This window comes from Sphingobacteriales bacterium (assembly GCA_016706405.1).
Taxonomy (GTDB): Bacteria; Bacteroidota; Bacteroidia; order Chitinophagales; family UBA2359; genus BJ6.
On record JADJJT010000002.1, the window covers coordinates 1206273 to 1228158 of the forward strand.

20 protein-coding genes and 1 pseudogene are annotated in these 21886 nt (G+C 39.6%); 15 read left to right on the forward strand and 6 right to left on the reverse strand.

Going from position 1 to position 21886, the window contains the following annotated elements:
• The first annotated feature begins 33 nt into the window (after positions 1-33).
• The 3 genes from IPI59_11060 to IPI59_11070 all read left to right on the forward strand — a co-directional run bounded on the left by IPI59_11060 (position 34) and on the right by IPI59_11070 (position 6623).
• Positions 34-1824, forward strand: a complete 1791-nt coding sequence (locus IPI59_11060) for a PKD domain-containing protein (GenBank protein MBK7528072.1) — start codon at positions 34-36, stop codon at positions 1822-1824.
• Positions 1825-1956: 132 nt separating this feature from the next.
• Complete coding sequence (locus tag IPI59_11065; GenBank protein ID MBK7528073.1) at positions 1957-3948, forward strand: sulfatase-like hydrolase/transferase; 1992 nt, start codon at positions 1957-1959, stop codon at positions 3946-3948.
• An 89-nt stretch (positions 3949-4037) separates the two neighbouring features.
• Positions 4038-6623, forward strand: coding sequence for a penicillin acylase family protein (locus IPI59_11070; protein MBK7528074.1), 2586 nt, complete (start codon positions 4038-4040; stop codon positions 6621-6623).
• 411 nt (positions 6624-7034) lie between these two features.
• Here the strand turns inward: IPI59_11070 and IPI59_11075 are convergent.
• The 4 genes and pseudogenes from IPI59_11075 to IPI59_11090 all read right to left on the reverse strand — a co-directional run bounded on the left by IPI59_11075 (position 7035) and on the right by IPI59_11090 (position 10413).
• Positions 7035-7815 (reverse strand): annotated as a pseudogene (locus IPI59_11075) (hypothetical protein).
• Positions 7816-8402: 587 nt separating this feature from the next.
• Positions 8403-8753, reverse strand: a complete 351-nt coding sequence (locus tag IPI59_11080; protein MBK7528075.1) for a hypothetical protein — start codon at positions 8751-8753, stop codon at positions 8403-8405.
• Positions 8695-9348, reverse strand: coding sequence for a magnesium transporter CorA family protein (locus IPI59_11085; protein ID MBK7528076.1), 654 nt, complete (start codon positions 9346-9348; stop codon positions 8695-8697). Before IPI59_11085 ends, IPI59_11080 begins: the two co-directional genes overlap by 59 nt.
• Positions 9349-9582: 234 nt before the next feature.
• Positions 9583-10413: a hypothetical protein gene (locus IPI59_11090; GenBank protein MBK7528077.1), complete on the reverse strand. Its 831-nt coding sequence runs from the start codon at positions 10411-10413 to the stop codon at positions 9583-9585.
• Positions 10414-10510: 97 nt separating this feature from the next.
• Here IPI59_11090 and IPI59_11095 point away from each other — a divergent pair, with 97 nt between their 5' ends.
• Together IPI59_11095 and IPI59_11100 are read left to right on the forward strand one after the other, a co-directional pair.
• Entirely contained in the window at positions 10511-11476 is a 966-nt protein-coding gene (locus tag IPI59_11095) for a polyprenyl synthetase family protein (protein ID MBK7528078.1), read from the forward strand.
• A 113-nt stretch (positions 11477-11589) separates the two neighbouring features.
• On the forward strand, positions 11590-12444 hold the full coding sequence (locus IPI59_11100; protein ID MBK7528079.1) for a CPBP family intramembrane metalloprotease: 855 nt from the start codon (positions 11590-11592) through the stop codon (positions 12442-12444).
• A 355-nt stretch (positions 12445-12799) separates the two neighbouring features.
• Here the strand turns inward: IPI59_11100 and IPI59_11105 are convergent, their stop codons facing one another.
• Entirely contained in the window at positions 12800-13033 is a 234-nt protein-coding gene (locus tag IPI59_11105; GenBank protein MBK7528080.1) for a hypothetical protein, read from the reverse strand.
• A 491-nt stretch (positions 13034-13524) separates the two neighbouring features.
• Between IPI59_11105 and IPI59_11110 the strand changes: the two genes are divergently transcribed.
• Together IPI59_11110 and lysM are read left to right on the forward strand one after the other, a co-directional pair.
• Positions 13525-14322, forward strand: a complete 798-nt coding sequence (locus IPI59_11110; protein MBK7528081.1) for a hypothetical protein — start codon at positions 13525-13527, stop codon at positions 14320-14322.
• Positions 14323-14473: 151 nt separating this feature from the next.
• Positions 14474-14983, forward strand: a complete 510-nt coding sequence (gene lysM, locus IPI59_11115; GenBank protein MBK7528082.1) for a peptidoglycan-binding protein LysM — start codon at positions 14474-14476, stop codon at positions 14981-14983.
• 173 nt (positions 14984-15156) lie between these two features.
• Here the strand turns inward: lysM and IPI59_11120 are convergent, their stop codons facing one another.
• Positions 15157-15411 (reverse strand): 30S ribosomal protein S20, encoded by a 255-nt coding sequence (locus IPI59_11120; protein ID MBK7528083.1) that lies wholly within the window; start codon positions 15409-15411, stop codon positions 15157-15159.
• A 291-nt stretch (positions 15412-15702) separates the two neighbouring features.
• On the opposite strand from IPI59_11120, the gene IPI59_11125 reads away from it, so the two are divergent.
• From IPI59_11125 to IPI59_11160, 8 genes are all read left to right on the forward strand, one after another.
• The gene (locus IPI59_11125) at positions 15703-17088 is read left to right on the forward strand and encodes a WD40 repeat domain-containing protein (protein ID MBK7528084.1); all 1386 of its coding nucleotides are present in this window, start codon (positions 15703-15705) and stop codon (positions 17086-17088) included.
• A gap of 82 nt (positions 17089-17170) precedes the next feature.
• Positions 17171-17545 (forward strand): NADH-quinone oxidoreductase subunit A, encoded by a 375-nt coding sequence (locus IPI59_11130; GenBank protein MBK7528085.1) that lies wholly within the window; start codon positions 17171-17173, stop codon positions 17543-17545.
• 30 nt (positions 17546-17575) lie between these two features.
• Positions 17576-18649, forward strand: a complete 1074-nt coding sequence (locus IPI59_11135) for an Rpn family recombination-promoting nuclease/putative transposase (GenBank protein MBK7528086.1) — start codon at positions 17576-17578, stop codon at positions 18647-18649.
• An 8-nt stretch (positions 18650-18657) separates the two neighbouring features.
• The gene (locus tag IPI59_11140) at positions 18658-18975 is read left to right on the forward strand and encodes a hypothetical protein (protein ID MBK7528087.1); all 318 of its coding nucleotides are present in this window, start codon (positions 18658-18660) and stop codon (positions 18973-18975) included.
• A gap of 8 nt (positions 18976-18983) precedes the next feature.
• Entirely contained in the window at positions 18984-19235 is a 252-nt protein-coding gene (locus tag IPI59_11145; protein ID MBK7528088.1) for a hypothetical protein, read from the forward strand.
• Between the two features lie 93 nt (positions 19236-19328).
• Positions 19329-19865 carry an NADH-quinone oxidoreductase subunit B gene (locus IPI59_11150; protein MBK7528089.1) on the forward strand — a complete coding sequence of 179 codons (537 nt, stop codon included), beginning with the start codon at positions 19329-19331 and terminating at the stop codon, positions 19863-19865.
• Between the two features lie 53 nt (positions 19866-19918).
• The gene (locus IPI59_11155; protein ID MBK7528090.1) at positions 19919-20467 is read left to right on the forward strand and encodes an NADH-quinone oxidoreductase subunit C; all 549 of its coding nucleotides are present in this window, start codon (positions 19919-19921) and stop codon (positions 20465-20467) included.
• 150 nt (positions 20468-20617) lie between these two features.
• On the forward strand, positions 20618-21835 hold the full coding sequence (locus IPI59_11160) for an NADH-quinone oxidoreductase subunit D (protein ID MBK7528091.1): 1218 nt from the start codon (positions 20618-20620) through the stop codon (positions 21833-21835).
• Positions 21836-21886 lie beyond the last annotated feature (51 nt).

Sequence of the window (21886 nt, forward strand, 5' to 3'; positions counted from 1 at the left end):
AAAATTAAATAATTTAACTATAAAATACCAAACATGATTAAAAAATTACTTTTTGTTTATTTTTGCTTGTTTGGGTTTAGTTTTCAAGGGTTTGGGCAAATTAAACTAACCTTAGATGACTTACCCGAAATAGGCACTAAAAAAATTATTAGTTACGGCCAAGCCCCCGAAACGGCAAAAGCAGGCGAGGCATCGGCAACGGCTCAAACTTGGGATTTTACGGCACTTGCCCCCACAAGTCAGGAAGCTATTGAATTTAAAAACCCCATTGAAACGCCTTTTTACGACGAGTTTCCTTTGTCAGACATGGCGCGTAGTGGGCCGCTAACCTCGCTTTTGGGTTTTTCGCTCCCAAACTTTGGGCAGGGCGACGGCGCAGTAGGAACTGCTTACTACGGCATAAACAACGCCACCAAAAGTATTTTTACCATTGGCCTTGTTACCGATATTAATATTGGTGGATTTGTAGATTTAGAAGACGTAAAAATTGAAGGAACGCCTCCGGATTTATATTTGACTGCCTTAGAGTATGGAAAATCAGCATCAAGCAATGCAAAATTCCCATTTACGATTGAAGTTCCGGGAATTCCAATTCCAATAACGGTAAGTTTAAACATCGAACGCGAAATGACTGCCGATGCCTTTGGTACGATTTATTTACCTACCGACACATTTGAAGTATTGCGCATACACGACAAAAGTATTTTAAAACCCAAAATTGACTTGCTGCCCGATACAATTGGCTCCGTCGAAACGCATCGTTATATATTTATTGCAAAAGATGAAGATTATCCGGTAATGACACTTACCATGAGCGGCTCGGGTGCTGACGCTACCATTGTAAACGTTGAATACGTTGATTTGCCCGCCGAGCCAGCCGTAGTTGATTTTGATTATTCAGCCGATTGTTTGAGTGTTGATTTTATCAATGAAAGCTCAAATGCGTTTAATTTTTCTTGGGATTTTGGAGACGGCACCACAAGTTTAGATTATCAGCCGGATTATACTTACAAGAATAAAGGCGATTATGAAGTTACCCTAACCGCTACCGACCTGAATGGCGATACCATAAAAATAACCAAATCTATTTCGGTAAATTGTGTTGTTGACCCCGATTTTAACATTTCGGATGTAAATTGCCTAACTATATCGTTTAATAACCAAACCAATAATGGCGCAACCTATTTATGGGAGTTTGGCGATGGGGGCACCAGCACCGATGAAGACCCTACGCACACTTATAACAAACCTGGCGACTTTACCGTAACCTTAACCGCCTATGGCGTAGCCGGTGATACTGCCGTTTACGAACAAGATATTACGGTTTTATGCCCGGCAAATGCCGATTTTGACTCGCAAATTACTTGCCTGAGTGTTGATTTTGAAGACCAAAGCGAAAATGCCGCTTCGTTCAACTGGCAGTTTGGAGATGGTAACTCGAGCACCGAAAAAAGCCCAACACATAACTACGAATTGCCCGGAACTTATACCGTAAAATTATCAATCGTGGGTACAGTTGGCGACACCGACTCGGAAACCAACAGCGTAACTGTTGATTATTGCGAGGGTATAGACCAAACAAACAATGCGCCCAATATTATTATGATGCACCAAAATAATCAGGTGCAAATTGGCACACCCAAACATTTTTCCGGATGGATTACCCTAACAGACTTGTCGGGCAAAACATTGGCAACAAGTCCTTTGCAACAGGGTAGCGCTACCTTGCCAACTCAAAAATTGATTGCAGGTTTGTATGTAATTCAAGTTCAAAACCAAAGCGGGCAAACCATTTGGCGGCAAAAAATTGTTCTTCAACCTTAATTACAATCCTTTTTTGTTGCTTTGGCAAAGAAATAAAATATTAATAACCCCAGTCAAACAAATATTGGCTGGGGTTATTACATTTGTGTTCAATATCAATATACAGCGGTTTTTATCGCCACAACAATAATAATGAAAAGCCTTATCTTATTTGCAGCTAAATTAATTTTTATTTGGTTAGTTCTATTTGCACTGTTTAGGGCTTGGTTTATTATTTACAATTACAACAATTACGGCCAAAGTATTCAAAATAACGAGTTGGCGCAGTCGTTTGTAAAAGCCCTACCAATGGATGTTTCGGCGGCTTGTTACATTACTTCAATAGCCGTTTTATTGGGTTTGGCGGGGTTGTTTGTACAAAAAAAATGGTGGTGGCGACTGGTAAAAGGCTATTATTTTGTTATTTTACTTATTTGTACGTTTTTAAACATCGGCGAGTCAGATTTATACCACAGTACGGGTGTAAAACTCAACTACCAAAACATGGAATATTTGCTGTATCCCCGCGAATCAATGGCTTATGCGGCAGGTGCTCCATTTTTATTGTTAATAGCAGTTATATTTATTTGTTTACTAATTGGATGGTTTTTATTTAAATATTTACTTGAGCCATTTACGGCAAACATGGGTAATGTAAAATATATATTTTCCCATAGAAAAGGTTGGGCATGGAAAAGCACCGGAGTTTTTTTTACTTTTTTATCCGGATGTTTGCTCTTAGGTATTTTGTTTATTGGCATAAGAGGCGGCACTGGAACGGCACCCATGAATGCCGGATTTGTCTATTTTTCGAACACCCCATTTATAAATCATGCCACTTTAAACTCGACCTGGAATTTTGTTCAGCATGTAGCCAATCCGGCAGCACGTATTACTAAAAATCAATTTGCCACCCTCGAAACAGAAAAAGCACAAGCCATTGTTGATAGTTTATTTAACCGAACAAGCAATAGTTTCGCAATTTTATCCGGAAATAATCCGGATGATAAAGCCAACCAACAAGATAGTATCGGCCAACCCTCGGCAAACACTTCACTGGTGCTAACCACATCCAAACCCAATATTGTACTGCTTATTTTAGAAAGCTGGACCTCGGACGTAATTGAGGCATTAGGAGGCGAAAAAGGAATTACCCCAAATTTTAATAATTTGCTGCCGCAAGGCCTGCTGTTCGACAATATTTATGCCAGCGGCGACCGTACCGACAAAGGTTTAGTAGCTGTTTTGGCCGGATACCCCGCTCAACCAACAACCGCCATAACAACCATACCAAGTAAAATCGAAAACTTGCCCGTTTGGGCTGCCCAACTTAAAAAAAACGGCTACGAAAACACGTTTTTTTATGGCGGCGACATTGCGTATGCCAACTATAAATCGGTAGTATTACAAGGGCAATATCAAAAAATTATTGACCGCGCCGCTTTTAACGAAAGCCAATGTAATGCAAAATGGGGGGCACACGATGGCGCTTTGCTTGATAAAGTTCAACAAACTTTGCCCAATTTACAACAGCCTTTTTTGGCAACCGTCATGACCCTTAGTAGCCACGAACCTTTTATTGTACCCATGCCCGACCAATTTGACCAAAGTACCGAGCAAGGCCGCTTTAATAATGCCATGTTTTATGCCGACAAAGTTTTGGGCGAGTTTTTAACAAAAGAACAACAACAACCCTGGTTTAACAACACATTATACTTACTTATTGCCGACCACGGACACCGTTTGCCAAAACACAACCCCGCCCACGTACATGCAAAATACCGGATACCCATGCTTTGGTGGGGGGGAGCGTTACAAGCAAAATACAAAGGGCAGCGCATAACCAATATTGCCAGCCAAACCGACTTGGCGGCAACAATACTGGCACAGCTACACCTCGAAGCAAATCAATTTGTTTGGAGCAAAAATATTTTAAGCAATAATAACCAAACCAAACCCTTTGCCTTTTTTTGCTACAACAACGGCGTAGGCTTTGTTGCTCCAAATGTAGGCTTTACCTTCGATAACGTTTTAAAAAAAATAATCTATCTTGCACCCGGCACCACCGAACAAGCCGCCAATCAAAACCTTGAAAAAGCACAGGCATTACAGCAAATTTTAATTGACGACTATCTGAAAAGATAGACTACGCTGAAAAATAAATTTTCAATCATCTTCCGGATATTTTTTTGTATTATTGCCCTTTAAATTAACAGTAAATTGTAAAATCAACAATGCGTATTATACGGTTTTTGCTTTCACTTTTTGGCACTATTTTGCTCATATTAGCCTTAAATACACCCATAGGTAATTGGCCAGTTGTAGGAAGTTTGGTTGCACAATCGCCGGCCGGAAATTTACCCCCGCTTGCCCCTTTTACAAGTCCTTTTGATGGTTATTTGCAAAATGCCGAGCCTGCAGTTTTAAAAATACCCAAAGAATTATCTATTAAAGGGCTAAACAACCCTGTAGAAATTATTTATGACGACCGGTTAGTGCCACATATCTACGCGCAAAACAACCACGACTTATACTACGCACAAGGCTTTGTAGTGGCACAACACAGGCTTTGGCAAATGGATTTTTTAGCGCGTGCCTCGGCCGGGCAAATGTCCGAAATTGTAGGCAGCAAAGCCATCCCTTTCGATAAAATGCGCCGCCGGCTTGGGCTGTCTATGGGCGCGCAGGCTTTAACCGACAAATTATTGGCCGATACCGCCACTAATCAAATAATTAACGCCTTTGTTGATGGGGTAAATGCTTACATCGAGTCGTTGACGTATAAAAATTGGCCTTTCGAGTTTAAACTGCTTAATTACCAGCCCCAAAAATGGTCGCCGCATAAAATTGGCCTGCTGGCCATGGCTTTAACCGATGATTTAACTGGTAACTCGCGCGATTTAGAATTGACAAATGCACTCAAATTGTTTGATGAACGAATTGTTAATATTTTATATCCGGATGTTTACGACGGCCAAGACCCAATTATTCCATCCGGAACTGATTGGGATTTTGACGCTATTACCGCCAAATTTGCCGACACCACCCAATATTGGCAACACTACCCACAACAAAATCCGGAAAAAGACAAAAAAAATCTGCCTCAAAATGCCCAAAATTTACCCAACGAAAATAAAAATAACTGTACTACGGCAGAAGCATACTTGCCAAACAATTTTTATCCGGAGGTTTATGACCCCAACCTCGAAGGTATTGGCAGCAACAATTGGGCTGTGTCGGGCGCAAAAAGCAGTACCGGAAAACCTTTGCTTTGCAACGACCCACATTTAAAACTACAACTGCCTTCAATATGGTTTGAAGTCGAGCTAAACGCACCCGACATTAATTGCTACGGCGTATCGTTGCCGGGCACACCGGGCATTTTAATTGGATTTAATAAAAATATTGCTTGGGGCATTACCAACTCAGGGCGCGATGTAAAAGACTGGTATCATATTACATTTAAAGACAGTACACGCAATTTATATTTATACGACGGGCAATGGAAACCTACCATCCAAAAAACAGACACCATTTTTGTACGCAACGCCCCAGCTTATATAGATACGGTATTTTTTACCCATCATGGCCCTGTTGTTTATACTCCAAACCCCCAGTTGGGCGATGATTTAGCCCTTAAATGGGTTGCCCACCAAGCCTACGGCAACCCTATTTTAACATTTTACCAACTAAACCGCGCTAAAAATTATGCCGAGTATGAAAAAGCGATTGCCAATTTTGCCACACCTGGCCAAAATATTGTCTTTGCCGAAAAAAATGGCAACATCGCTATTTGGCAACAAGGTAATTTTCCGCTTAAATGGCAGGGGCAAGGCCGCTTTGTGTTAGATGGCAGCAAACCACAACACGACTGGCAAGGATTTATACCGCAGCAGCACAATCCGCATATTTTAAACCCAGTGCGCGGCTTTGTAAGTTCGGCCAACCAGCACCCCACCGACCCTACCTACCCCTACTACTACATCTCGCCCGATTTTGAATTTTATCGCAATCGCCGGATCAATGAACAACTGCATAAAACCGATAAATTTTCGCCGCAAGACCTGATGCGCCTGCAAAACGACAATTATAATTTGCAAGCCGCCGAACTACTGCCGGTTTTATTAAACCATTTAGATAGTGCTAAAACAAGTTTCTCGGCCCCCGAAAGTTTGGCCTTCGACACCTTAACCAACTGGGCAAAAAACCCTGTAAATGACCCCCAACGCTGGGGGCCAAGTTTTTACGATGCTTTTTTTTACCAAATTAACCTAAAACTTTGGGACGAATTAGATACCGCCGGACGGGTTTTTCCGCAATGGCCTGCAACAAATAAAATAATTGCCACCAATTTTAACTTTAAACTAATAGACAACGCCAAAACACCCAACAAAATTGAAACCCTTAACGATATAATTAATGATGCCTTCAAACAAAGCGTTATTGATATTGCCGAATGGCAGGTTAAACACCCCAAAACCTCGATGGCATGGAGCAATTACCGAGGCATAACCATACAACATTTAGCCCGGATACCCTCGCTAAGTTATATGGACTTACCCGTTGGCGGGGGTAAAAGTATTGTAAATGCAAGCACCAAAACAACAGGCCCAAGCTGGCGAATGGTAGTTGCCCTTGGCGATATGCCGCAGGCGTGGGGGGTATTGCCAGGCGGTCAATCGGGCAACCCCGGAAGCCGATACTATGCCACCGGATTAAACGACTGGGCAGCAGGCAATTATTATGAACTGCAATTTTGGCCTGACCCTAACCAAGCCAAACCCGAAAAAATATTGGCTAAACAAGTATTAAAACAATAGAAGTTTGATTTCGCCAAAATGCAGTTTGTTGCGTTTGTAAAATAGGTTTAGCTAAAAAAGTTATTTTCTCCGGAAATGACAAGTTGTATTTATGCCTACCCACTGCCACTACTAACAAAATTTTAGGCTTAATGGCAGGTTTTTTTTCTTGGATTGTTTGGCGTAAAATGCGGAGTAATGGACAAAAATTAGGCTATTTTTTAGACGCTTGGTTCAAGTGGACATTTTTAATGCTGTTTTTTTATTCACTTTTTTACATTATTCTTGAATATTTTATTTCTTTGCATGTCTGTAAAAACGGAAACAAGCTCTGCTGGGAGCAACTTGTCAGGGGATAAAACAGATGCTTGACGAAATTTCTTATCAAAGGCTTACTGTATATTGTAAGCCTTTGATATTTTCAGAAAGCCCTTATACCTTTAAAAACCCATCTATAAATTTCATTTTCCGTTTCATTGATAGGCCATTATGGTTTCTCAATTTGTTTTTTAAATCTGCGAAATGTCCATCAATAGCATTGGTTGTGTTAGGTATTTGAAGTTCCCTGTTATCGTGCCAAGTAAACAACCTAAGGTAAATTATTCTTCAAACTACGATAAGCACTTCTAAGCCTTTTATGCGTATAAAACGATTTGTTTGTAGTCGGATTTACAGTTCTCTCGTTTAGAAACACTTTCCATTTTCAGCCATAGTCTAATGCTCCGACAAGCTTCTTTGTCTGTTTGCTTCATCAAATCTACAACATCCATCAGCTCTTGTGCAGCTTTTAGCTTTGGCTTACGGGTCAAATATCTTCTAATTGGCTGCTGCTTGATGAAACTGGCACATTTGAACAGGAATACCCTTAAACGACGCAATTAAGCCTTTCTTCCGTCTCAAACAATAGCCGAAATAGTAAAACCTCGCCTTTTTAACTCCTTAATTCCTTCTATATACAGCCCATTGGTCTCTGTCTTTACATAATATTTCAAAGGGTTCTTTGGTGTAGGCATCTTAAAAGCATTACGCCAAAACCCTAATAGGTGGTGTCCATTAATACAACGACTACTCTACCTGTTTTTTCGTAGCCACTATTTTAATCTTGTCTAACCGCCTTTGAATCGTTTTAACAGAACAATTATACTTGTGAGCTAACTACAAATAGGTCTGTTTACCACTTTTTGTATTCTTCCCATATTTGCTCGTTAGTGATGCGTTGCCCACCTAAAATTGTTTCCCACAATGAGCACACTTATACAATTGAACTCCTTTTACAAGTCCGTTTTCTTTACAAACCCTTTACCACAGTAAAAGCATTTTTTTTATTCATAACCTTTGATTGTCCTCAAAGCTAACAATAGTAATGCTTTCGAAGGTTTTTAGCCTAAAAAATGTCCATTAAGCCTAAAATGCTAATAATACATGCCTTGGCCTAAATTATTGGGTAAATTGTAAGCATTATATCCGGATGGGATAGCGGCAACCGACCAAACCAACTGCCCCGCTTGCGGCACGTGTATATTAACCGAACCGCCCGGCGCAACCATACTCGGAAACAAAGCCCACCCACCCGGCAGCTTGTAGCGCGTAGCGCCTTTTACGGGTTGGTAGCCAAGGGTGTCTATGGGGTTGGTGGTGGTATCGGCACAGTTGTAGGGATTGGCTGGATTTTAGCAAGCAATCCAACCCTGTCCCTTCAATGGAAAACTCCGGATACTTTAAAACCTATACTCATAGCGTCTTTTCAGCCTTAGAGAATTAATAAGCAGGTAGCCTAAAAAATATCAGTTTAGCAACTATTTAATTTTTGCGGCGCATAATCCACCATACTAAAAAGCCAATAAGTGTGGCTATAATCACCACCCAATAAAAAGCGGTATTACTTTCGCGGCCTGGTACAGGTGTGTTCATACCAAAAAAGCTGGCTACTAAAGTTGGCGCCATTAAAATAACCGTTAAAGTGGTAAGGCGCTCCATACTGCTGTTCAGGTTGTTTGAAATAATACTGGCAAACGAGTCCATGGTGCTGTTCAAAATGTCGGTATAGATGCGTGCCATATCTTGGGCTTGTTGCATATCAATAATAATAGCTTCAAAAAAGTCTTCGCGCTCTTCTTTTTCCCGGATATTTAAAAAATTGCTTCGTTGCATACGCATCATCAACATTTCGTTGTCGCGCAGGGGTAGTTACAAAGTAAACTAAACTTTTTTGCAGGCGCATTAGTTTGCTTAACTCTTGGTTTCGGCTGCTGTTATACAGTTCTTTTTCGTATAAATTGCGCTGGTTATTAATAAATTTAAGATAGTGCAAAAAATAAAAAACTGTTCTTTCAAACAAAAGCAGGGCAAAATGGCTATGGTCAGTCGATTCAAACTCGCGCGGGTTGCGGGTTAAAAAGTAATCTATAACCGGATTTTCGAAGGCGCTAATGGTTAAAATATAGTCATCAACCTCAATAATGCCTATTGGGATGGTAAGATACACCGCTTCGCTATCATCTTCGACCATGTTTTTTATGGGTATTTTTAGTACTATAAACTGTACGCCATCCTCTTGCTCGTATCGCGACCTTTCGTCAATATCTAAACTATCAAAAAAGTAGTCTAACGGAACATCCAATTCTTCACTCAACAAGTTAATTTCCTGTCGGTTATAGGGTGGGTAAACGTTAATCCAGCAGCCGCGTTGTGCGTGGAGTAGCTCTTGCAATATGCCACCGCGTTCTTTGGCGTAGTATTTAATCATAACTAAAAATGGTTAGTGCGTAAGGCCGTAGCCGCACTTTTAATGGATTTAACGAAGGGGTGAGGCAGCCCAAAAAAACCTCTTTAATGCTTACTAAGCAAAGGCCTTATGCGCAATGGTTAAATAAAATGGCACAAAGCGGTGCAAAATTACAAAAATTGGTGAGCAAATAACGATAACATCCGGATAAAAAGTAGTGTCAATAAATAAATTTGCTTTTCTCAAGCGTTATTTTTATTGATAGTGGTTAGTGCCACAAATTTTATTCAATTCAAGGCGAGGTAAAAACCAAGATGGCCAAACGCTAATGGCTTTGGTTAGCCAAATTTCAGCAAGGTGGGTATGGCCGGCATCGGCGTAGGTTTTACCCACATTAAACCATAAAAGGGCTATTAATTGTTGGCGGTTTAGCAAGGTAAAACATCCGGCGCAAGTGGTGTCGGCAGTATTTTTTAGATATTTTTTCAGGTAATAATTTTTGTTGGTGCGTTGGGCTGTGGTGGTTTCCCAATACAAAGTATCGGTGGTGGTAGGCCATACAATAGCGGTATGGTTTGGCAAGAGCAGGGCTTCTAAAGGTAGCCCCAAAGTATCGGCGGCGGTTAGGTATAAAATGGTATTAATATCGCAGTCAAAAAATCCATAAGCCAAACACATACCAAATGCGGGGTGGTAGGTAACCGTTTTTTGCCTAAATTGGGCAATTTGATGCTCAATGGCTGTTAGTATTTCAATCCGGTAAATTTGATTAGTGTCATTCGGGTTTAATGTCTGTTTTTTTATCCGGATATTTTTTACCCGTGCACAAAAACTATCTAAACGGGCAACGGCGTTTTCAGGAATAGTTAGGTTTGCTTCTTTCTCTATTGCCAAGGCCACATAACCTAAGGCGCAGCTTTCTGGCAGCGGGCTGATTTGGTTTAACGCAGCAGGCGAATGCGACGAAATAGCAGTGTCGTTGTTTGAAGGAGGCGTTGAAGAGTTTTGGCAACTAAAACATAAAAAAACAAGGAGTAAAAAGGTTAAAAATCCGGATAAATACCTTAAATAGGGCTTATTTTTCATTTTAAAGACAATAATTTTTTGTTTCATCGTGTAAAAATGAGAACTTTTAGGAACTTTGCAGCCGTATTTAAGTGATTGATGGTTTTAAGGTTGGCTAATGGCTGTTTCTTTCCGCGAAATTCGGGCTTCAATTGATGCCGAGTTGAAATTGTTTGAAAAAAAATTTGAGGCTTCGGTTAAGTCTAAAGTTCCTTTGCTTGACAAAGTGATGTACTATATTGTGCAGCGCAAGGGCAAACAAATGCGCCCTATGTTTGTATTTTTAAGTGCTAAAATTGCCGGACAAATTAACGAATCGACCTACCGTGGCGCGGCATTGGTTGAGCTGCTGCATACCGCCACCCTAATACACGACGACGTGGTAGATGACGCTTATCAACGGCGAGGTTTTTTTTCGGTAAATGCCTTGTGGAAAAACAAAGTAGCCGTTTTAGTGGGCGACTATTTGCTGTCGAAAGGGTTGTTGCTGTCGTTAGATAATGGCGATTTTGAATTGCTGCAAATTGTATCGAGGGCAGTGCGCGACATGAGCGAGGGCGAACTGCTTCAAATGGAGCACTCGCGCAGGCTAAATGTAAGCGAAGCGGTATATTACGATATTATCCGGAAAAAAACAGCTACGCTTATTGCCTCGGCCTGTTCGGTTGGGGCAGCATCGGTTGGGGGCAACGCCTCACAGTTTTGGCAAATTGGCGAAACTATTGGCATGGCTTTTCAAATACGGGACGATTTGTTAGACTTAGGAGACGAAGAAACAGGTAAACCCCACGGCATTGATATTCAGGAAAAAAAACTGACCCTACCAATTATCTATGCCTTGCAAAATGCCAGCTCAAGCGATAAACAGCGTATCATATACCTTGTTAAAAACCACCACAATAACAAGGCAAAAATTAACGAAGTAGTACAATTTGTACAACAAAGCGGAGGCATAGATTACGCAAGGCAAAAAATGCAAACTTATATTGATCAAGCTATGCAATTATTTAGTCAACTGCCGCCTTCTGAGACTTTAACCGCCCTAAAAAATTTAGTTGAATATACCATAAGCCGCTCGCATTAAATCTCAATACCTCCGGAAGAAAAACTTATGGCCAACGCACTCAATATTTTACTTATCTGTAAGCTCTTCACAATTTTATCTTCATTTTTAATTTAAAACAAATACATAAATTTATGTTACAACATGGTTGGGTGCGGGCAAGTTTATACGTTTTTGCCTTTATTATTGCCGCCTTAGTTTTTCAGGTATTGGGTATATTGGTTTATGGTGGCATAACTGGGCAAAGTTTTAGTGAAGTAGCCGAATTACAAAGTCCCCAAATTATTTTTTGTTTACAACTGTTTGGATTAGGTGGCACCTTGCTTGTCACCTACCTTTTTTGCCGTTTTATTGATAAACGCCCCATGCAAAGCCTTGGTTTAGCTTACCATACCCCGTTTTTGAAACATGGTTTAACGGGTTTGTTGTTTGGAGGTGTATTAATTACAACAGGTTTTGTTATTTTATGGGCATTGGGTTATTTGCAGGCAAGTTTTAGCAGTTCTACTAATATAGGTTTAATTTTATTGCAAATAGCCATTATGGTAGTTGTTTCGTTTAACGAAGAAATTTCGATGCGGGGGTATGTATTAAATAATTTTTCGCAATCAATACCGCCGGGGTGGGCTTTGTTATTGTCGTCTGTTATTTTTGCCGTTTTTCATCTATTAAATGCAAATATTGCCGTTTTACCGTTTATATCGTTAGTATTGGCGGGTATTTTGCTGGGTGTGTATTATATTGGGCGCAAAAATTTATGGTTTCCGATTGGGTTGCATTTTGCATGGAATTTTTTTCAGGGGCCCGTGCTGGGCTTTGAAGTAAGCGGCAACAATATAGGCGGCAGTATTATTGAACAAAATTTAACCGGACCAAATTGGCTAACAGGCGGAAGCTTTGGGTTTGAAGGGTCGGCATTAGCACTGCCAATTATGGTAATTGGTATGTTTTGGGTGCATAAACGTTATGTCGAGCGGCAAGACGGGTAAATAAATGAGTTTTTACAATGAACTTGTTTAAAAATTAGTTTATTGAAACAGTTTAGAACTATGTGCCATTGAAGCAATTGCGAAACTAAGTCCTCTATAAATCTGTTTTACATTTTTGTAGCCTGTTTTTACCTCGATATTTTCTTAGTATCAAGTGTTTAAACTGTCACATCTTATTTATGCTTAAACAAATTCTATGTGTCCTATGTGGTTAATTATATGGGTTAATTCTTAAACAACTTCAATTTTTAAAATTAAATAGGCAAAAAAACTGGTTGTATTAGACAGCCATTATTTAACCCATATTCCGCAATAGAAAAAAGGGTTAATTTTGATGCCAAATTGATAGTTCCATTCAACTCTCACTACCCACACCCACCAACAAAATTCTACCCACTATTACAGGTTTTTCTTCTTCCGGATGATTGGGCGTGAAATGGTAGTAATACATGCCTTGGGCTAAATTATTTGGCAAATTAAAAGCATTATATCCGGATGGAATAGCCCTAACCGACCAAACCAACTGCCCTAAGGTATTGTACAAAGCCAACTGCCCCGTTTGCGGCGCGTGTATCGAGGTTGTGGGCACAAACAAAATAGGGAAATTAGCAGAAATGCCCTCTATGCTAACAAATTAGGGAGAAAAAACAATAAGCATTTTTGATAAAACGCTAAAAGAAACTGTTCTTGCCCGGAGTAAACTACTGGGGTTTGCCCCATCTTAAAAAGCAGCCATTGCCCGGAATCAAGATTTAAGCAGGTGCTTTAGAGCGGTTTTATTACATCAAAACTGGAGACGCCTTAAAACCCTTTGGGAGCGTTTTAAAGACAATCGAAATCCGGAATAAATTTATTGCTGGCAGCTATTTCCGGAATAAAAAAAATGCTGTGTTTTTTTAAATGCCAATCTTTGTAAAACATTGTTCTGATAAGGCTTTAAACTTGTTTATCTATTTAATTTTATTTTGTTTTTTTTAAAAATTAGGACTGTTTGTGGTTTCAATGGCCTAATGGCTCGCCCTATTTTTGTGGCATCAAAAAATTAAACACCATTACAAACCAAATTAACAAAACAACATCATGACAAATTGTATTTTAACCATCGTTTTAAGCTTAGTAATTTCTGTTAATGCTTACCCCCAAAACTTTACTGGCCTATATACCACCACCATAGAAGGGCAGGCCGCTCAAATAAGTTTAAACCAACAAGGCAATAATTTAACAGGCCTATGGGTAGACAGTGACGGCGAAAGTGCCATTACCGGTGTAATACAAGGAAATATGGCAGGCGGCTACATTCAAGGGGCGGGCACGGCAAACCTGCAAATACAATTTGGTGCCGAAATAGCCAGCCCGCAACAAATTAATATGGAATTAGGCCTAATGGGCATACCATTTGCGCAAATTACCTTACAAAAACAAGGCATAAAATCAGGGAACAATTATGCAAACGCCCCTAACAACGGCAACCCTTTTGCCGCGTCTAATTTTACTCCGCACGAACCACCAGCTGCAACAAATACAAATTTTGATTTAAACTTAGCAGGCTCTTGGATTAACAGTGAAAATTTAGGAGGCTCGTATGGCAGTGGCTATATGGCTATCGAAAAACTGATGTATTTTGGTCAAGATGGCAGCTTTGAATTTGGCGCGTCAAGATCGTATGGCGGCGGAAGCAGCTGGAGCTACGACGGTTCGACTTGGAGTGAGCCTGAATATACCGGCAGATACATAACCAAAGGCAATCAAATTTTATTAACCGAGGTTAACGGCCAAACTTTAAACCAACCAAGCCCTATTTGCACCTATTTTATAGATGACAACAAGATGGCTATAACTTATGATGATGGAAAAAAAGTGTATTTTGCACGTAACTAAATTATTTTTTTAAGTCTTAACATCCGGATAAAAAACTTTTATCCGGATGTTTTTGTTTAATAGTTTGTATTTTTCTTTACAACTCTAAACTTTTTAGATTATCTCAAACATTAAATATTATTTTTTTCACCATACAAATTCTATACAAACAATGGGATTATTTTCGTTTATTAAAAATGCCGGTTCTAAATTATTTGGCAAAACCCCTACCCCCGCCGCCGAAGAGCGCGCTGCTACAACCGAACGCCCTGTTGATGATGCGCAACGCGAACTTGACCTCGAATCAATGGTTAACAGCCTTGGTTTAGAAATTGCCAACCTTAACGTTGAAGTTGACGGCGACCGCGCTACCGTTTATGGAACAGCCAACTCGTTTAGCAACAAAGAAAAAACCATTATTGCCGTTGGTAATGTTGAAGGTATTGGCAGTGTTGACGACCAAATGGAAGTGGTTTTTCCGGAAGAAGTTGAACGCGCTATTGCCGAACCCGAATCGCAAATGTACACCGTTCAAGCTGGCGATACCTTATCTAAAATTGCTAAAGAATTTTACGGCAACGCCAATAAATACCACGAAATTTTTGAGGCTAACCGCCCTATGCTCTCTCACCCCGACAAAATTTATGTGGGGCAGGTTTTGCGTATTCCAGCCAACGTATAAAAATTAAAAAGCCAACCTATTTAAGGTTGATTTAGATTAAAAAGCCTTTTTTGTGTTTACAGAAAAGGCTTTTTTGTTGTAGTTTTGAATAAAAAAAACAGCATAAACTAAAAAAGTCTATGCTGTAGTAGATATTCATTAAAAAAAACAAAAAACAAAAAACAATGGATTGTTTAGTGCATCTTGGCAACATGATGTGCCAATTTTGATTTTAAATTAGCTGCTTTATTTCTGTGGATAATATTTCGTTTAACCAATTTATCAATTAAACTTGCCGCCATAGGCAACAATTCGGCTGCTTCGGTTTTATTATGCGATTTGCGAATGCGTTTTATAACGTTGCGGGCGGTAGCTTTTTGATAGCGGTTTAATAAACGGCGTTTTTCAGTTTGGCGAATGGCTTTTAATGCCGATTTATGATGTGCCATATAAAGAATAAAATAATTTATTTGTAAATGGTTAGTTTCTGTATTTTTTAATTGAACCGCAAAGGTAGGTGTTTTTTTTTGTGTAACCAAATTTCAGAAAAAAATTATTGCTCAATCACCTCGTCAAAAAGCCATTAACAAAATACAACTAAAACTAAGATAGCATATTTGGGTATTTTTAGCTTAATTTTGTAGTTTTAAAAATAAACAATAGCCGGTTTTAGGCATCTTATTTGTTAGGCTTTAATAAGCAAGTACCGCCGTATCCACCTATCTCCAATTTAAATAAAAATGCAAAACAAGTATTTATTTATATTAATTTTACTATTATTTAATACCAATATATTTGCTCAACTATTGTATGTGCAGGAAGCAAACAAAATGGAGCATAAAACAAGCGACGGAAAAGTACATAAAATTGAAACATTAGCTTTTAGCCCTGATGCGAAGTGGTTAGCAACCGCAGGCGAGGGTAATGATATTTTAATTTGGGATCTTGGCAAAAATACCTTGGAGCGAACATTAAAAGGGCACTCACAATATATTAATCACGTGGTTTTTAACCAAACAGGCGACAAATTAGCATCGGCCAGCGACGATGGATATGTTATTTTATGGCATGTGTCAACTGGGCAAATACTTAAAAAAATTGAAAATGCACCTCCGGGCAATAAATACAAAGGGGCAAATTTTGTTCTTTTCGACCCTACGGAACAGTATTTATATTTTGGAGGCAAAAATTTTAGACTAAATAAATGTCCGGTGCAAGGCAATAGCCAACCGGAGGAAGTATTTGCCGACCTATATATTTTAACAACAGCAGCATGGACTCCGGATAAAAAATATTTGGCAATTGGCTGCGGAAAACATATTCGCTTTTTTGACCCCGTAACCAAACGAACTGCTTTTCAAATCACTCCAAATGAAGACTACGTAAACGATTTATGTTTTTCGCACGATGGCAGCAAATTAGCAGCGTGGAGCGAAAACGGCCAGTTACATTTATGGGAATATCCAAGCCGGCAACCCATTTTTAGCCAAATGGCCGGAGATAAAGGATACAGCCATATCTTGTTTAGTTTAGATGATAAGTTTTTGATTTCGGGAAACTCGGGCACAAGTTATAAAATATGGGATATTGAAACGCAAGAACTTGCCTTACAAGAAAAATCACACCAACAAGCAGTTGCAAACTTTGCTTTCAACAATAAATCCGGACAATTATACGTTGCCGGCAGCGATGGACAATTAAAATCGTACAATTTAAGCAATAAGCCATTTAATATACCCGCACAACCTCCAACAAATACAACCTCAACACCTGCAACTACTATAAACCGAGCCATAACCGACAAAGCCACTATTGTGTTTAACAACAGCACCATACAAGTTGAAATTTGGGATGATGAAAAAATTGACGGAGACATTGTATCTTTATTTTTTAACGACGAATGCGTTTTAAAAGAATACGCCATTCAAAAAGATAAAAAAGCCATAACTCTGCATTTACCCGAAGAACAGCCTTGCAAATTGGTGCTTTATGCGCATAATTTAGGCAAAACACCGCCCAACACAGCCGCATTAAACGTTACCGATGGCAAAATTAGTCGCCAAATTAAACTTTCATCTGATATGAAAAAAAGTGAGGCTATAAAATTGCTTTACCGGGCAAAATAAACCGGAAAATTGCAATAATGAATTGTAACTTTGCCGTTTGTTTTTAAAGTTAATTTTTATTTTTAAATGCAACTTATAGGATATGGTATTACTAAACAGTTCAATTAATTACGTTCCAATTTTAATACAATCAATTGTAGCATTAAGTTTTGTTGGCTTAGTGCTATTGTTAACCCACTTGTTAGGCCCAAATAGAAAGGGAAAAGCAAAATCAGAAACCTTTGAATGTGGTATTGAAGTTCAGGGAAATGCCCGGATACCCATTTCGATAAAATACTTTATGACTGCCATTTTGTTTGTACTTTTTGACGTAGAGGTTATATTTTTTTACCCCTATGCGGTAAACTTTAAAGATATGGGGGTACAAGGTTTTATAGCGGTAGCTATGTTTGTTTCGTTCTTTTTGATAGGGTTTTATTATGTATTGCGCAAAGGAGCATTTGAATGGGACAAATAGCATACTCACCTATTAATATTAATAGCGTACATGCCCGACAATAAACCACACGACGCACTATTTAAGGCTACCTTTAGCCAGCCAGAAGCCGCTATAGGCTATATTATTAAATTTTTGCCAAATATTGCACCACTTCTAAACTTTGAACGCTATGAACGCTTGGCCGACTCGTATATACAAGCCGATTTAGCCGAAGAAATGTCTGACATAACCTACCGGTTTGAATTAGTTGAAAAACAAAAAACAGGAAAAAATAAATCAAAAAAATTAAAAAAGAATCGAACTGTAAGTATCGCCTTTTTGTTTGAACATAAAAGTTTTGCACCAAAATACCCGCATCTGCAATTGATGCGTTATTTGTTAAACAAGTGGATGGATGACTTAAAACAACTAAAACACCTCGAAGCTACTATACCAATTATAATTTATCATGGGCAAAAAACCTGGCACTATAAACCATTTCACACCTATTTTGAAGACATCCCATCTGAAATTTTAAAATATATACCAAATTTTGATTACCATTTAACAGATATTAGCCACTATACAAAAGAAGATATACTAAATTTAAAAGTACAATTTTTAACAAATACATTCATTGCCTTTAAATACTACAAAACTCCGGATAAATTATTAGCAGAAGCCCAATATTTATTTGATACTTTAACCGAATTATACGACAACGAAATTGCAACAGCCTATTTTTCAACCCTACTGACATATATCATTAGACATCAGGTAATTTCTATAGACATCATAAAAATTATTAAAACTATGCCAACCAAAACACGCCCAATATTTAAAAACCTATACGACAAAATTGTTTTTGAAAGTGAAGAACGCGGCGAAGTACGCGGGAAAGAAATTGGTAAAGAAATCGGAAAAGAAATCGGAAAAGAAATCGGAAAAGAAATCGGAAAAGAAATCGGAAAAGAAATCGGAAAAGAAATCGGAAAAGAAGAACAATTACTGCAAGACCGTATTTCTATTATCCGGAATGGACTGCAACAAGGATTCGACCTAACCTCGCTTAGCTTACTATTAGACCTGTCAGTAGCCGACATAAAAGAAATAATTGCCAAAAATAATTTAAATCAAGGCTAACCAAAACTATGCCAACCAAAACACGCCCAATATTTAAAAACCTATACGACAAAATTGTTTTTGAAAGTGAAGAACGCGGCGAAGTACGCGGTAAAGAAATTGGTAAAGAAATCGGTAAAGAAATCGGTAAAGAAATCGGAAAAGAAATCGGAAAAGAAATCGGAAAAGAAATTGGAAAAGAAGAACAATTACTACAAGACCGTATTTCTATTATCCGGAATGGACTGCAACAAGGATTCGACCTAACCTTGCTTAGCTTACTATTAGACCTGTCAGTAGCCGACATAAAAGAAATAATTGCCAAAAATAATTTAAATCAAGGCTAACCAAAACTATGCCAACTAAAACACGCCCAATATTTAAAAACCTATACGACAAAATTGTTTTTGAAAGTGAAGAACGCGGCGAAGTACGCGGTAAAGAAATTGGTAAAGAAATCGGTAAAGAAATCGGTAAAGAAGAACAATTACTGCAAGACCGTATTTCTATTATCCGGAATGGACTGCAACAAGGATTCGACCTAACCTCGCTTAGCTTACTATTAGACCTGCCAGTAGCCGACATAAAAGAAATGTGCCAAAAATAATATTGACAAAACATAAAAACAAACACACAAAACGCAACTACCACCTCTTCTCCTCTCTTTTGATTAAATTAACACCCAATATACCTAAATAAAATGCCTACTTTAGTTGATAAACCCGAAGGCTACGAAGGACAAGGCTTTTTTGCCACCACGCTCGATAAAGCTATTGGCCTTGCCCGCGCTAACTCAATTTGGCCACTTCCCTTTGCCACCTCGTGCTGCGGTATTGAATTTATGGCAACCATGGGCACTAACTACGATTTAGCCCGATTTGGCGCCGAACGCCTAAGCTTCTCGCCCCGACAAGCCGACCTGCTCATGGTAATGGGCACCATAGCCAAAAAAATGGGGCCAATATTAAAACAAGTTTACGAACAAATGGCCGAACCCCGCTGGGTAATAGCCGTAGGTGCTTGCGCAAGCAGCGGCGGAATTTTTGACACCTACAGCGTACTGCAAGGTATTGATAAAGTTATTCCCGTTGACGTTTACGTACCTGGCTGCCCGCCCCGACCCGAACAAATTATTGACGGCTTTATGCGCATTCAAGAATTAGTAAAAAACGAATCGTTGCGCCGCCGACACTCGCCTGAATACGAGCATTTACTCAAATATTACGAAATACATTAACAATATCCATAGCAGTTTCCAAACATCAAATCCTAATTTATACCAAGCAAAACATGCCCCTCGATAACCAACACGTCCTTGACCGTATCAGGCAACAACACCCCAACGCCGTACATGAGTTTGACGACCCTTATGGCTTGCTAACCCTCGAAATAGCACACCCAAACATAATGGCCGTACTGCAATTTTTGAGAGATGATGCCGAATTTCAAATGATTTATTTGACCGATTTATGCGGCCTGCATTACCCCAATAATTCCGGAAAAGAACTCGGCGTAGTTTATCATTTGCACAGCTTAACTCATAATTTCCGCCTCCGGTTAAAAACTTTCTTTCCGGTAAAAAACCCGCATACCCCCACCGCAACCAAACTTTGGCCAGCAGCAAACTGGATGGAACGCGAAACCTACGACTTCTTTGGTATCCATTTTGACGGGCACCCCGATTTGCGCCGAATACTAAACGTTGATGAAATGGACTATTTCCCCCTCCGGAAGGAATACCCCCTTGAAGACGGCACCCGAACCGATAAAGACGACCGCTTTTTTGGCCGCGACGGACATGTAGGAATAGAATTTGACGACATAAAATCGCTCACCTAATTCTCAATTCCTTTTTCCGGAAAAAAATCCTAAGTTTTGCCTTTTTTTATCCGGATAAATTTACAACACCTAACTAAATTTTATCTTCTTAGCATCTAACAAAAGTAAAGAAACCCGGCAACCGCAATCTTATTTTTTATTGTTCGCATCATGAATTTACGCAACCCCAACCCCGCCACCCGATTAGACGAAACTATTGACGGCCAAATTGTAACTCTTAATTTAGGCCCAACGCACCCTGCCACACATGGCGTTTTTCAAAATATACTAAAAATGGACGGCGAACGCATTTTAAGTGCCCAACCAACCATTGGCTACATTCATCGCGCGTTCGAAAAAATAGCCGAACACCGCCCCTATAACCAAATTACCCCCCTTACCGACAGGCTCAATTACTGCTCGTCGCCCATAAACAATATGGGCTGGCACATGACAGTCGAAAAACTGCTGGGCGTGCAACTGCCAAAACGCGTCGAATATATGCGTATTATTATAATGGAACTTTCGCGAATTGCCGACCACCTTGTTTGCAACAGCGTAATTGGTGTTGATACGGGCGCACTTACCGGATTTACTTATATGTTTCAAGAGCGCGAAAAAATTTATGAACTGTTTGAGGAAGTTTGCGGCGCAAGGCTAACTACTAATATTGGCCGGATTGGTGGCTTTGAGCGCGATTTTAGTCCAAAATTTATGGAAAAACTGCGCCATTTTTTAAACGACTTTCCTAAACGTTTTGAGGAGTTCGCAAACTTGTTAGAACGCAACCGCATTTTTATAGACCGCACCGTAAATACTGGCCCAATTAGTGCCGAACGCGCCTTAGCGTATAGTTTTGCCGGCCCCAACCTGCGCGCAGCAGGCGTTGATTACGACGTTAGGGTAATGAACCCCTACAGCAGCTACCAAGACTTTGATTTTATAATTCCAATAGGTACCAACGGCGATACTTACGACCGGTTTATGGTGCGACAAGAAGAAATTAGGCAAAGTCTTAAGCTAATTAAAAATGCCTTCGAAAATTTACCATCCGGAAAACACCACGCAGACGTGCCCGAATTTTACCTCCCGCCAAAAGATGAAGTATATACCAGAAGTATGGAAGCCCTCATTTATCATTTTAAAATAGTAATGGGCGAAACCAAAATTCCCGAAGGCGAGGTTTACCACAGCGTTGAAGGTGGTAATGGCGAGCTGGGCTTCTACCTTATTTCAGATGGTGGCCGTTCGCCCTACCGCCTGCACTTTAGACGACCCTGTTTTATTTATTACCAAGCATACCCCGAAATGGTACAAGGTGGTATGCTTAGCGACGCTATTTTAACCATGAGTAGCATGAACGTAATTGCCGGCGAACTTGACGCCTAAGTCAAACCATGTTTGTTTATTGCGTATAGGATATAAATTAGGTTGTGGTTT